Origin of the sequence: Dyella sp. (assembly GCF_036384435.1) — a bacterium.
Lineage (GTDB): Bacteria > Pseudomonadota > Gammaproteobacteria > Xanthomonadales > Rhodanobacteraceae > GSA-30.
This window is the reverse complement of sequence record NZ_DASVMI010000043.1, coordinates 57370-69473: the sequence shown is the minus strand read 5'-3', so window position 1 is coordinate 69473 and position 12104 is coordinate 57370. Positions and strand designations below refer to the sequence as shown.

General features: G+C 63.9%; 13 protein-coding genes and 1 riboswitch. All 13 genes read right to left on the bottom strand.

Annotated elements, in window-relative coordinates; all coding sequences use genetic code 11:
* On the bottom strand, positions 1–969 hold a 969-nt coding region (locus tag VF436_RS04170), incomplete at its 3' end, for a TonB-dependent siderophore receptor (protein ID WP_330902724.1).
* 133 nt (positions 970–1102) lie between these two features.
* Positions 1103–2077 carry a FecR family protein gene (locus VF436_RS04165; protein WP_330902723.1) on the bottom strand — a complete coding sequence of 325 codons (975 nt, stop codon included), beginning with the start codon at positions 2075–2077 and terminating at the stop codon, positions 1103–1105.
* On the bottom strand, positions 2074–2634 hold the full coding sequence (locus VF436_RS04160) for an RNA polymerase sigma factor (protein WP_330902722.1): 561 nt from the start codon (positions 2632–2634) through the stop codon (positions 2074–2076). The genes VF436_RS04165 and VF436_RS04160 overlap by 4 nt, the downstream gene beginning before the upstream one ends.
* 140 nt (positions 2635–2774) lie before the next feature.
* Positions 2775–3500, bottom strand: coding sequence for an adenosylcobinamide-GDP ribazoletransferase (locus tag VF436_RS04155; RefSeq protein ID WP_330902721.1), 726 nt, complete (start codon positions 3498–3500; stop codon positions 2775–2777).
* A complete protein-coding gene (locus tag VF436_RS04150) occupies positions 3497–4042 on the bottom strand; it encodes a histidine phosphatase family protein (RefSeq protein ID WP_330902720.1) in 546 nt (181 codons plus the stop codon). The genes VF436_RS04155 and VF436_RS04150 overlap by 4 nt, the downstream gene beginning before the upstream one ends.
* Entirely contained in the window at positions 4039–5085 is a 1047-nt protein-coding gene (gene cobT, locus VF436_RS04145) for a nicotinate-nucleotide--dimethylbenzimidazole phosphoribosyltransferase (RefSeq protein ID WP_330902719.1), read from the bottom strand. The genes VF436_RS04150 and cobT overlap by 4 nt, the downstream gene beginning before the upstream one ends.
* Positions 5082–5609 carry a bifunctional adenosylcobinamide kinase/adenosylcobinamide-phosphate guanylyltransferase gene (cobU, locus tag VF436_RS04140; RefSeq protein WP_330902718.1) on the bottom strand — a complete coding sequence of 176 codons (528 nt, stop codon included), beginning with the start codon at positions 5607–5609 and terminating at the stop codon, positions 5082–5084. The genes cobT and cobU overlap by 4 nt, the downstream gene beginning before the upstream one ends.
* A 1-nt stretch (position 5610) precedes the next feature.
* Positions 5611–7074 carry a cobyric acid synthase gene (locus VF436_RS04135; RefSeq protein ID WP_330902717.1) on the bottom strand — a complete coding sequence of 488 codons (1464 nt, stop codon included), beginning with the start codon at positions 7072–7074 and terminating at the stop codon, positions 5611–5613.
* Positions 7071–8054, bottom strand: a complete 984-nt coding sequence (cobD, locus tag VF436_RS04130; protein ID WP_330902716.1) for a threonine-phosphate decarboxylase CobD — start codon at positions 8052–8054, stop codon at positions 7071–7073. The genes VF436_RS04135 and cobD overlap by 4 nt, the downstream gene beginning before the upstream one ends.
* Positions 8047–8973, bottom strand: coding sequence for an adenosylcobinamide-phosphate synthase CbiB (gene cbiB / locus VF436_RS04125; protein ID WP_330902715.1), 927 nt, complete (start codon positions 8971–8973; stop codon positions 8047–8049). The genes cobD and cbiB overlap by 8 nt, the downstream gene beginning before the upstream one ends.
* Positions 8970–10262: a cobyrinate a,c-diamide synthase gene (locus tag VF436_RS04120; protein ID WP_330902714.1), complete on the bottom strand. Its 1293-nt coding sequence runs from the start codon at positions 10260–10262 to the stop codon at positions 8970–8972. Before VF436_RS04120 ends, cbiB begins: the two co-directional genes overlap by 4 nt.
* The gene (gene cobO, locus VF436_RS04115) at positions 10259–10885 is read right to left on the bottom strand and encodes a cob(I)yrinic acid a,c-diamide adenosyltransferase (protein WP_330902713.1); all 627 of its coding nucleotides are present in this window, start codon (positions 10883–10885) and stop codon (positions 10259–10261) included. The genes VF436_RS04120 and cobO overlap by 4 nt, the downstream gene beginning before the upstream one ends.
* A 139-nt stretch (positions 10886–11024) precedes the next feature.
* Positions 11025–11657 (bottom strand): hypothetical protein, encoded by a 633-nt coding sequence (locus VF436_RS04110; RefSeq protein WP_330902712.1) that lies wholly within the window; start codon positions 11655–11657, stop codon positions 11025–11027.
* 106 nt (positions 11658–11763) lie between these two features.
* Positions 11764–11977, bottom strand: a riboswitch (cobalamin riboswitch).
* Between the last annotated feature and the right edge of the window lie 127 nt (positions 11978–12104).

Sequence of the window (12104 nt, the reverse complement as noted above, 5' to 3'; positions counted from 1 at the left end):
ACGATAGCCCTGCGCGGTATTGTCGGCATAATTGGCCGAGGCCACCCAGCGATAGGTCCAGGCGTGGCTGGTGCTCAACGGCCCGGCGAAATCCACGCCAGCACGCGCGCCATCATACTGACCCAGTGAAAACGTCAACTCGCGCACCGGATCGGCCTGCGGCTGTTTCATGACGATGTTTACGGAGCCGCCGAAGTTGTTGTTGACCGAGGATTCACCCAGGATCGCTTCCGGCCCCTTAAGCACCTCGACGCGCTCGATGCCGATCAGCGGAGGGAGATCCTCCACGCGTGCCACGCCATTGGGCAGGCCGTCGGTCATGCCGTTTCCCACATTGAAACCGCGAATGCGAAACAGCGGCGTGCCCCCGAAACCGTCGACGTAATTGACGCCAGCCACATTGCGGACCACGTCGGAAACGTTGACGGCTTGCTGGGAATCCATCAGGTCGAGGGTGATCACGCTGACCGACTGCGGGACATCCAGCAACGGCGTCTGCGTACGAGTGGCCGCGCGTGTGCCATCGGCCCGGTATCCCACGTCACCCAGGGCAACGCCGGCTACGTCCATGGTGGTCATCGAGGTAACGATAGGGATGCTCGGCTTGGCGCCAGCCAGGTCGCTTTCGAAAGAAGCCACGGGCACGAACGCACGCTGCCGCACCACCACGGTCTGCGGATCGAACGACTCGTATTCCAACTGCGTGCCTGCGAGCAGACGACTGAGCGCCTCCTCGACGGTCAGGTGGCCGGTCGCCCCCTGGCTACGCAGGCCGGCGACGCTGTCACTGGATGTCAGCACTTGCACGTTGGCCTGCTTGCCCAGACTCATCAGCGCACTGGACAAAGGCTGTGCCGGAATGGAGAAGGTGACCTGGGCCTGCAAGGCCTGCGCGACAGCCGGATCGGCGGTCACGGTGCTCATGCAGGCAAACGACAAGACGAGTACACCGCCCGCGCCCTTGAGCACGAGCCGTCGCACCTTGCCCCAGCGGAGGCGCCTCACAGCCACCCTGGCCGCGTAGCCGGCACCTGTCCCGTCATTGCTGGCCCCTCATATGGCGGCAAGCCTCATCCCCCTTCCGTTACTCCAGTCCTATGACTCATCGAGCCGCGCTGGACAGAACCACATGGTCCGCAAAGCGACTGACTTGCACCGGGAAAACCCGTGGCAAGGCGCTGACCCAGCTGTCTATGGTATGGATATTCACCGTGCCGGTAAAAGTCAGTGCGCCAAGCCGCGAATCGGCAATCTGAACGGGTCGATGGCTATAACGGTTGACGTTGGCAATGACCGTGGAAAGGGGTTCATCGACAAATTCCAGGCGATCGTCACGCCAGGCCGCCGCGTGCGCGGCACTGACCGAAGCCACGGTAAAGGCGCCGCCACCGGGCTGGTAGCGGGCTTGCTGGCCTGCCACCAGCACCAAGGCGGCGCCGTCCTTGCCACCCGGCCGATCCAGTCGCACGCTGCCCTGGGTAACCGCGACAGTTACCTCCCGCCCGGTACGCCGAACGTTGAATGCCGTACCCAGGTCTTCGATCCGGACATCGCCGGCGGCCACGACGAAGGGCTTGGATGCGTCATGCTGAACCGTGAAGAAGGCCTCGCCCTCTGCCAAGTCGATGCGTCGGTGGCCACTTGCGTAGTCGGTACTCAAGCGGGAGCCCGCCCCCAGCGCCACGACCGAGCCATCGGGCAAGCGGATATCCTGGTTCTGGCCCACCTCGCTGGCATAACTGCGCGTAGTATCGGTACCGGGCCGACCGGCCACGTACCAGCCCAGCACGGCCAGCACCAGACTGGCAGCGAGGGCGGCCGCACCGAGCCACCTGGTAGCCATGCGGCGCGGAGGAGCAAATTCCATGCGCCACTGGTTTTGCGTCGATGCGTCGGCCAGTTGCAAGGCCTGCGCCAGGGCACTGACCTGCTCAAACGCCTGGGCATGACGGGCATCGGCCTCCATCCAGGCCAGCCATGCGTCGATCATCGCCTGCGGTGGTTCATCCTCTCGCAGTCGCGCCCACCAGTCGGCAGCCTCGCGACCGAGCGCAGTCGCCGGATCGATGGCGGTCATGGCTGCCTTGCTCCTTCGATGCGCTCACGGCAATGAGCCATGGCATGGCTGACGTGATAGCGCACCATGCGTTCGCTCAATTTCATGGCCTGGGCGATCGCGGCAAAATCGCGCCCCTCGATGACGTGCATGACAAACGCCCTGCTGGTTTTGGCTGGCAGCTCGCGTAATGCCTGCGAAACGACTGACCATTGTTGGATCGCCGAAGCATGCTGCTCCGGAACGGGTGATTCGTGCCACGCATCCTGCGGCACATCGGTTGGTGTCGCTGCCCGCACCGCACGCTTGCGCAAGTGGTCGAGCGACAGGTTGGAAGCCATCCGGAACAGGAACGCCCTGGGCGAATCCACGTGCGAGAGATCTCCCATCGCAAGCAACTTCACGTAGACCTCCTGGGCCACTTCCTGTGCATCGGCAGCCGACTGCAGGCGCGCATGCAGGAAGGCCACGAGCGCGCGATGGTGCGCTTCGTACAAGGCCCGCACTTGCGCGGCATGCGCGCCAGCGCGATTGGCATCACCGGATCGGCCGGCACCGCTGCTGCCTGGGTGTTCCATGCAATTCCAGATGTCGTCATGTCCCCGCCGCCTCCGCGGTCATCGCCATCGCCAGCCGTGGTGTCCGGTCAAAGGTAAGACGTGCGAGCAGGGAATTTTTGAAACAGGTTATCGGATAAAGAATTGAACGATGCCGTGACTCATGAGGCCACGAGGACGGCAACCAGCACTGCCGCCTCGGTCAGTTCGGCCAGCGCGCCGCAAGTGTCGCCTGTGAATCCGCCCAGGCGATGCACGCAGGCGGCTCGCCAGATAACGAACACCATGGCGGCCACGAGCAACCCGCACAGGCCGCGCCAACCGCATAACACAGCCAGCGCCGCCGCCAGGGCCAGGGCGATTTGGCAGGACGTGCGCGAAGCGCCCTGCAGCGCTGAACCCAAGCCATTGGCACGCGCATAGGGCGTGGTGAGGAAGGCCAGAGTCAGCGCCGCGCGCGCCAGCATGGGAGACAGCAGCAAGGCCGCATTACCGACCAGAATCGCGCTGGCCAGCGCGGCAAACTTGAGCAATAACACAAGCACCAGCGCGACCACCCCAGCGGGACCGCTGCATGGGTCCTTCATGATCGCCAGGGTGCGCTCGCGATCGCCAATGCCGCCCACCCAGGCGTCCGCGCTGTCGGCCAATCCATCCAGGTGCAGCGCTCCGGTCACGGTCACCCACGCGCCCAGCACCAGGGCCGCGCCGATCAGTGGTGGCCATGCATGGACCATCCACGCTACCAGCCACAGGACCAACGAGACCACCAGACCGACTGCCGGGTACCAGACCAGCGATTCGCGCGTGGCACGGACATCATCGAACACCCGCGCAGGCACCGGCACCCGCGTCAGAAAACCCAAGGCCGCCAGAAATGCCTTCATACCGAAGGCCACGCCAGCCGATGCAGGGAAGCATGCGGCACGTCGATGCCAGCCATGTCGCCGAAACCACGCGACTCTGCCACGCAACGCAACAGGCGAATCGCCCCGCCATGCGTCACCACCAACACGCGCCGGCCGGCGCTGCCATAGGCGACCGTATCCAGCGCCTCGCACAGGCGCTGGCGAAAAGCGTCAAACGGCTCGGCATCCGGTGGCGGATAGCGCACCGGGTCGCGCCAGAACCGACCTAGCGCGTCGCTGTGTTGCTCGGCGAGCTCCTCGATCGCGATGCCTTGCCAGCGTCCGAAGTGATACTCGGCCAGACGCGCGTCAAGTCGCAGCGGAAGCTGACGTGCTGCGCACAGCTCGGCGGCAAAGTCGGCACACCGGCGCAAGCTGGAGGAAACCACCGCGTCCCATTGGCGATCCTTGACCGCTTCACGCAATTGCACCCAGCCCACTTCGCTCAAGGGATCATCGAGCTGCCCACGATAGCTGCGCTGCCCGGTGTCGCCATGGCGTAGCAGCTCGATCGTGCTCATGCGTCCGATACTCCGGCCTCGGCAAATGTCGCCATGCCGTCATGCAGCGCGCAGGCCAACCGCAGCAATGGCACCGCCGTGGCCGCGCCGCTGCCCTCGCCCAGGCGCAGGCCCAGGTCGACCAGTGGTCGCGCTTGCAGGGCTTGCAAAAGGCGCGCGTGGCCGCGCTCGTGCGAACAGTGTGCGAACAGCATCCAGTCACGCGTTCCCGGATGCATGTGCACGGCCGCCAGCGCGGCAGCCGTGCTGATGAAACCATCCACCAGGATCGGCAGGCCCGACTGGGCGGCAGCGATGTAGGCACCGGCAAGCGCCGCCAGTTCGAAACCTCCCAGGCAACGCAATTGCTCCAGCGCTTGACCGGCATGGCGATGGCGTGCGAGCGCCCGCTCCAGTACCGCGATCTTTCGCGCGATACCCGCCTCGTCCAGGCCTGTGCCTGCGCCGGCAAGCACCGATGGCGATTCGCCCAGCAAGGCGCAGGCGACGGCTGCGGCCGTGGTGGTGTTGCCAATACCCATCTCGCCGCCAATGAACAGTTCAGCGCCGTTTTCACGCGCGAGCTTTACGCTTTCGGCGCCGGCGGCAAGGGCCTGCTCGAACTGCGCCTCGCTCATCGCCGGGCCGAGGCAGCTGTTATGCGTCTGCGGCGCGATGAAGAATCGACGGACGCCGGGGTGCTCGCCCGGATCATTCACCACACCGAGATTGACCACTTCCAGCGTGGCACCGAGTTCGCGTGCCAAGACACTGATGGCCGCGCCGCCGGCTACGAAATTCATGATCATCTGGCCGGTGACGGCCTGAGGAAATGCAGACACACCCTCTTCGGCGATGCCGTGGTCAGCTGCGAATACGCTGATCCAGATCCGATCGACCGACGGTCGCAGCCGCCCCTGCATGCCAGCGAGCTGAATCACCAAATGCTCAAGTTCGCCGAGCGACCCGGGAGGCTTGGTCAACTGGTTCTGGCGTTCGGCGGCGGCAGCCGCAGCCGCCTCGTTGATGGCGATGACAGGAGTTTGCAGCCAGGACAGATTCACACCGGGTTTCCCTTCAAGGCGAGCGGCAGGCCCGCGGCAACAAACAATACACGCGGAACGAGTCTTGCGATGGCCTGGTTCAAACGCCCTGCCTCATCGACGAAGCGGCGCGAGAGCTCGCCCATCGGCACCACGCCCAGACCAACCTCATTGCTCACCAGCAGTACCTCCCCAGCAAGACCCGGCAGCACTTCAAGCAAGTTCTTGCGCTCGCGTTCGAAACACAAGGGGTCGTCATCGCAAAGGACATGGGTCAGCCATAGCGTCAGGCAGTCGACCAGCAGGCAACGACCGGCTTGTGCATGACGCACCAGCGCATCGGCCAATGCCTTTGGCTCTTCGATCGTGCGCCAGTCCTCTGTACGCCGCTCGCGGTGGTGCGCGATGCGCGCGGCCATTTCCTCGTCGCCAGGCAGCCCGGTGGCAATGTAGAGCTTCTCAAGGCCAGACGCCTCGGCCAGCCGTTCGGCGAGCAGGCTCTTTCCAGACCGGGCTCCTCCGAGGATCAGGGTCGATGTGGTCATGTCATGCCTCCAGTCCCAGGGTTCGCACCAGCGCAGTGACGTCCAAGTGGGCATCGATCATATCGGCCAGACGCTCCAGGCTCGCCTCGCGGTCAGCGTCGATATCCACAGGGCATGCATCGGCAAGCCCAGCCCAACGCAACAACGCTTGTTGAGCAGCCGTATGGTCAAAAAGCCCGTGCAGGTAGGTGCCCAGGACACGACCATCGGTGGAGACCGCGCCATCGGCTCGTCCCTCTGTCAGCCATGCGAAAGGCCGGGCCAGATCCGCGCCTTCACAGGTGCCACAGTGGATTTCGTAGCCTTCGACGGGTGCCATATTCCACGGCATGTGTCCCCTCACGCGTTGCAGTTGCTTGATGGCTTGCAAGGTCGTTTCCAACGAAAGCCATCCCAGGCCAGGACTCGAACCGGCTTGGCCTTCGACGCCCAGCGGATCGTGGATGGCCTGACCCAGCATTTGCATGCCGCCACAAATACCAAGGACACGTCCGCCGTAACGCAGATGCCCGGCGATGGCTTGATCCCAACCTTGTGCACGCAACCAGGCCAGGTCCGCCCGGGTGGACTTGGAGCCGGGCAGGATCACCAGATCGCTGGCAGGCCAGCTCTCTCCAGGACCGACGAACCGCAGATCCACGCGCGGGTGCGCTCGCAGTGCATCGAAATCGGTGTGATTGCTGATGCGCGGCAATGCCGGCACAGCCACACGCAGCAACGTATGCCGGGCATCGGATTTTTCACGCGGCAACGCATCCTCCGCTTCTACTTGCAGGCCATGCAAGTAAGGCAGCACGCCCCACACCGGCTTGCCGGTCTCTCGCTCCAGCCAGTCGATACCGGGTTGGAGCAGGCCGATATCGCCACGAAACCGATTGATGACGAAGCCGATCACGCGTGCTCGTTCGCTTGCCGAGAGCAAAGCCAGCGTACCAACCAGATGAGCGAACACGCCGCCGCGATCGATGTCGGCCACCAGGATCACCGGGCAATCGACAGCCTCGGCGTAGCCCATGTTGGCAATGTCACGATCGCGCAGATTGATTTCAGCTGGGCTACCCGCCCCTTCCACCACAAGCACCTGATACCGCGCCACAAGCCGCGCATGCGCTGCAAGCACGGCGTCCATCGCCACGCGCTTGTACTCGTGATAACCGCGTGCATCCATGTTCGCCACGGCACGCCCCTGGATGATGACTTGCGCCCCGGTATCGGAGTTGGGCTTGAGCAATACGGGATTGAAATCGGTATGCGGCGCGAGCCCTGCCGCGCGTGCCTGCACGGCCTGCGCGCGACCGATCTCGCCACCGTCGGCGGTGACGGCCGAATTGAGCGCCATGTTCTGTGGCTTGAACGGCGCAACCGACGTACCGCGGCGATGCAGCCAGCGACACAGCGCCGCGACCACCGTGCTCTTGCCCGCATCCGAAGTACATCCCTGCACCATCAGCACGCGGGCGTTCACGCTGATATCCCAGCCAGGGCACGATCCAGGCGATCGAATGCGGCATCGTCGCCGGGCAAACCAAAGCGCAGGCTAGGCGGCATTTCGAAACGCCGCGTCAGGACACCTCTTTGCGCCAGCATCCGATGCAGGTGCGCAGCACGCGGATCGCAAACCCATTGAAAAAAAGCGGTGCCTGCGGTCGGTTCCAGGCCATGGCGCGCCAGCAAACGCGCCAATCGCGCACTTTCACGATGCAGACGATCAATCACGCCGGCTTGCCACACGTCATCGGCCAGGGCCAGCTTGAGTACGTGACGCGTGGGCCCCGTGAGTGTCCAAGGCCCCAGTTGCTCGCGCAATGCGTCGAGCAGCCAGTCCCACGCGAATGCGAACCCGGCCCGGGCTCCAGCCATGCCGAAGAACTTGCCGACCGACCGCAGCACCACCAGGCCTTCGCGCCCGGCGTATCCGCAAAGACTGCTTTCGGGCGTGGCATCGATGAAGGCCTCATCGACGACAAGCCAGCCGCCCCGTGCGGCCAATCGCTGGTGCAACGCAAGCAATGGCTCGACCGCAAAACACTCGCCGCCAGGGTTATTGGGATGCATCAGCACGATGACATCGAACAGGTCGCTGTCGGCCAACAACGCCTGCGCCGAGGCCAGGCTCACGCGGTGGCCGAGTCGACGCCAGGCGTGCGCATGCTCGGCATAACCGGGCGCCAGTACACCCACGCTGGACGCAGGGCGAAGCGCGGGCAGTGCCTGGATCGCCGCCTGGGAACCGGCAACCGGCAGCAGGGACCGTGCACCGTAATACTGCTTGCCAACGCTTTCCAGGTCGTCGTCATCATCGGGCAGGCGATGCCAGGCCGCCGCGGGCACGGCGGGTACGGGCCACGCGAAGGGACTGATGCCGGTGGAAAGATCCAGCCACCGCTCAAGCGGAATCTGATACGTGCGAACGGCCGCGCGCAAGCGTCCACCATGTTCAAGCATGCGTGCCCCCCAGGCTGGCGAACATCCACAGCAGCGCCATCATGACCCACAAAGCAACACCGCGCTTGACCAGCATGACGGCCGCCTTGATCGACATGGCGGAGGCCGTCTCGCCCTCGCCCAGGCGCGGACGTTCTTCCATGACGCCGTGGTAAGGCGCTGGGCCGCCCAGGCGCACGGCGATAGCACCGGCACCGGCTGCCATCACCGGCCCGGCATTGGGACTGTCCCATGCGCGCGCCTGACGCCTCCAGCAGCGCCATGCGCGTGAGGCATCGCCGCTCAATGCATAGGTGACCGCTGTCAGCCGCGCCGGCACATAATTGAGCACATCATCGATACGTGCCGCAGCCCAGCCAAAGCGCTCGTAGCGCGGCGTGCGATAGCCCCACATCGCATCGAGCGTATTGGCCAGACGATAGAGCACAACGCCCGGCGCCCCCAGCAAGGCAAACCAGAACAAAGCACCGAACACCGCATCGGCGCCGTTTTCCAGGACCGATTCAGTCGCCGCCGCTGCCACGCGCGATTCATCCAGCGCGCCGGTGTCACGGCTGACCATGCGCGACACCGCTGTCCGGGCCGCGGGAAGATCATTCTGCAGGAGCGCTTCGGCGACGGGCCGGGCGTGCTCCTCAAGGCTGCGTAAACCGATCGCCAGATACAGCATGACGGCGTTGAAAACACCCGATGCCCAGAGTGACCAACGCAGGAGCGCCGCATGGGCCACGGCCATGATCAGCACCACCGGCAAAACGCTGATGGCCCAGGCGACCAGACCCGACCAACGCGCATCGCCATACAGGCGCTGTTCGCAATAACCGGCAAGACGCCCGAATGCCACCAGCGGGTGCCATCGTCGCGGTTCTCCCAGGATCAGATCCAACACCACCGCGGCAAGCATGGCCAACGCGATCATGGCAGGAACAAGCGCATCGCCGCATCGGCGTTGGAAGGGAAATACAAGTGCATGAAACTCGCCGTCATCCGGTGGTGCCGGTACACACCTTCGCGACTTGGACCTTTATCGGGATTAACCGTGAGCGCCACGGGAGACCGCGTGATCTGTGCCTGGGCATAGTGAAAGGTGTGCCCGCGCAAGCTGCCCTCGGGCAGGGTCACAGATTGCATGCCCAAAGCACATAGTCGCGATTGCATGGCGGCCTGACCTTGCAACAGCCCGGCCATGGGATAAGTAACGCCGTCGCGATCGGTCAACGCATCGAGCACGTACAGCATGCCACCACATTCAGCCAGCAAGGGCAGTTCGGCATCGACATGGGCATGCAGTGCGTCTCGTAGCCGGGTGTTGCGCGCCAGCGCGGCAAGATGCAACTCCGGATACCCCCCTGGCAACCAGACCGCATCACACGCCGGTAAAGCGTCGCCCGCCACGGGAGAGAAGAAGATCAACTCGGCACCGGCGTCGCGCAACAGGTCCAGATTGGCCGGGTACAGGAAACAGAACGCCGCGTCCTGCGCGATGGCAATGCGCTTACCTTTCAACAGTGGCATGAAGACCGAGCGATGCGTCGCTGGAAATCCCACTGGCGCAGGAAGTACGTCGCGCGCATGTGCGCCCCATGCGTCGGCCAGCGCATCCAGTCTCATGTCGATATCGTCCTGTTCGCCCGCGGCCACCAGGCCCAGATGGCGTTCGGGAAGCGCCAGTTCGGCTGCGCGTGGCAGGGCACCCAGCCACGTCAGGTCCGGCGGCAGGCTGTCGGCCAGCAATTGTGCGTGATAGTCACTGCCCACCCGATTGGCCGTGACACCATAGACGCGCAACCCGGCACGATAATGCGCCAGTCCAAAGGCCACCGCACCGAACGTCTGTGCCATGGCCGATCCGTCGATCACGGCCAGCACGGGAATACCCAGGCGAACGGCCAAGTCAGCGCTGGAAAGGCTGCCGTCGAACAAGCCCATGACACCTTCGATGAGCAATAGATCGGCTTCGGCGGCGGCGCGATGCAAACGCTCACGCACATCCTCCTCGCCGCCCATCCATAGATCGAGCTGGTAGACCGCCCCGCCGCTGGCACGGGCGAGCACGGTCGGATCGAGAAAATCCGGCCCGGTCTTGAAAACCGATACCTTGCGTCCTTGTCGCCGATGCCAGCGTGCCAGCGCCGCCGTAACACTGGTCTTGCCTTGTCCCGACGCCGGTGCGGATACCAGCAACGCCGGGCAACGGTGTTCACTCACAATTCGATACCCTGCTGTGCCTTGATGCCGGCCTGGAACGCGTGCTTGACGACACGCATTTCGGTGACCGTGTCCGCAACTTCAACCAGGGCATCCGGTGCGCCACGACCCGTGATGACCACATGCTGCCTTGGTGGCCGCGCGGCCAATGCCGGCAGCAGTTGATCCAGGGTAACGTATTGCTTGACCAGCGCAATGTTCAGTTCGTCCAGGAGCACAAAGTCATACTCCGGATCGCCAAGCATGCACGCGGCAACGGCCCAGGCGGCCTGCGCCGCCGCGATGTCACGCTCCTTGTCCTGCGTTTCCCAGGTAAATCCTTCGCCCATCACGTGATAGTCCAGTTCATCGTCGAAGCGACGAAAGAATGCTTCCTCGCCAGTGGAGAAACTGCCCTTGATGAACTGCACCACGCCACAACGAAAACCATGTCCTAAAGACCGTGCCAGCATCCCGAAACCCGATGAACTCTTACCCTTGCCGTTACCTGTATTGACCACCAGCACGCCGCGATCAATGGTGGCCCGGGCAATGCGGCGATCGACCAATGCCTTCTTGCGTTGCATGCGTTCGCGATGTCGCGCCTGGGCTGCCAGAGCATCCGGCGAGGGGTTTTCGGTCATGCGCGTGCACTCCTTATCAAGACAAAATGATGGTGCAAAACAAGGGAAACGCATCCACCGTGATTCAAGCCGCGACCGCACGACCGCTCAATGCGCACGTAATCCATGGACACCGTGGTCTGCAGCCAGGCCATGTCGTTCAAGCGTTTTCGTGGGGCACGGCGGGGGCCGCAATGGGCGCGCCACGATGGATGATCGATGACAGCCAGCCAACGAATCGCTGTAGCCACAAGGCGGCTACGAGATAGATCATCGTGGTACGCACGAACAGCGGCCCCCATTGCCACAGGCGTGAAAGGTATTGGCCCATGTTCGGCTGGGCATAACGCCCCCCGAACCAGTAGAAACCACCATTGGACAATGCAAACGCCAGCGCGCTGGCAAACAGGCCGAAGACCAGTGTGGCCCATAGGCTGCGATGCCTGCCACACCATCGGGTGGCATACCACAGCACTGCATAAGCTGGCAGTAGCATCACGTAGGCTGGCGTGACACAGAAGTCGCTGACACCAGCATGGCTCACGGCGAACCGGTCGATGCCTACCGCCAGAAGCATGAAGGCGGCGAACCCTACGTGCCGCCGCAGATACAAGCCACCAAGGAAGAACACTGCCATCGAGGCGTCCGGCACGTGCAACGCATCGCCAAAATGCTTGAAGCGAGTGGCCACCATGCACACGGCCAGCAGCATCATGATCATGGTTTCATGCGCTCTCGATGGCGCTTTCGCGGCGATGCCCGTTTCGGGTCGACTGAACAGATCATCGTGCATGCGGCTTGCTCCCTGAAGCCGCATTCATCCCGTGCGGCCTGGTTTGAGGTCAGGCAGGCGCAGAGAGTGGGCGAGAGCAGACAGCCCCGACCCGGCCCTCCGCCTGTCTGGTCATGCTTCCAAGGCCGGTCTCCGGGCTTGCGAGCGAGGGGCATCCCCCCCGGCATCCGCGCCTTCCCATGCTCGAAAGCACAGTGGCCATGCGAATCGATACTCGCCTACCGTTGCGGGGGCAGCTCTGGCATGGCCTGTGAAGACGCACCAGATTCCCGTTTAAGCCGCCGGCTGGAACCGTCGGCCACCTTGAGGCGCCGCGATCTTAGCAGCAGTGCCCGACACGTGTTAACGCACGACACGCCAAGTCATCGCATTCGGGCGCACCGCCGGCATCCCTGCCACTGGAAAGTATGACGAGCCAGTGCCACAAGATTGTCCGAACCCTCCCGT

What these genes read in the sequence shown, in the direction of transcription:
- VF436_RS04165 (WP_330902723.1), bottom strand. Translation starts at nt 2,077, where the DNA reads ATGACCGCCATCGATCCGGCGACTGCGCTCGGTCGCGAGGCTGCCGAC.
- VF436_RS04160 (WP_330902722.1), bottom strand. Translation starts at nt 2,634, where the DNA reads ATGGAACACCCAGGCAGCAGCGGTGCCGGCCGATCCGGTGATGCCAAT.
- VF436_RS04155 (WP_330902721.1), bottom strand. Translation starts at nt 3,500, where the DNA reads ATGAAGGCATTTCTGGCGGCCTTGGGTTTTCTGACGCGGGTGCCGGTG.
- VF436_RS04150 (WP_330902720.1), bottom strand. Translation starts at nt 4,042, where the DNA reads ATGAGCACGATCGAGCTGCTACGCCATGGCGACACCGGGCAGCGCAGC.
- cobU (WP_330902718.1), bottom strand. Translation starts at nt 5,609, where the DNA reads ATGACCACATCGACCCTGATCCTCGGAGGAGCCCGGTCTGGAAAGAGC.
- cobD (WP_330902716.1), bottom strand. Translation starts at nt 8,054, where the DNA reads ATGCTTGAACATGGTGGACGCTTGCGCGCGGCCGTTCGCACGTATCAG.
- cbiB (WP_330902715.1), bottom strand. Translation starts at nt 8,973, where the DNA reads ATGATCGCGTTGGCCATGCTTGCCGCGGTGGTGTTGGATCTGATCCTG.
- cobO (WP_330902713.1), bottom strand. Translation starts at nt 10,885, where the DNA reads ATGACCGAAAACCCCTCGCCGGATGCTCTGGCAGCCCAGGCGCGACAT.
- VF436_RS04110 (WP_330902712.1), bottom strand. Translation starts at nt 11,657, where the DNA reads ATGCACGATGATCTGTTCAGTCGACCCGAAACGGGCATCGCCGCGAAA.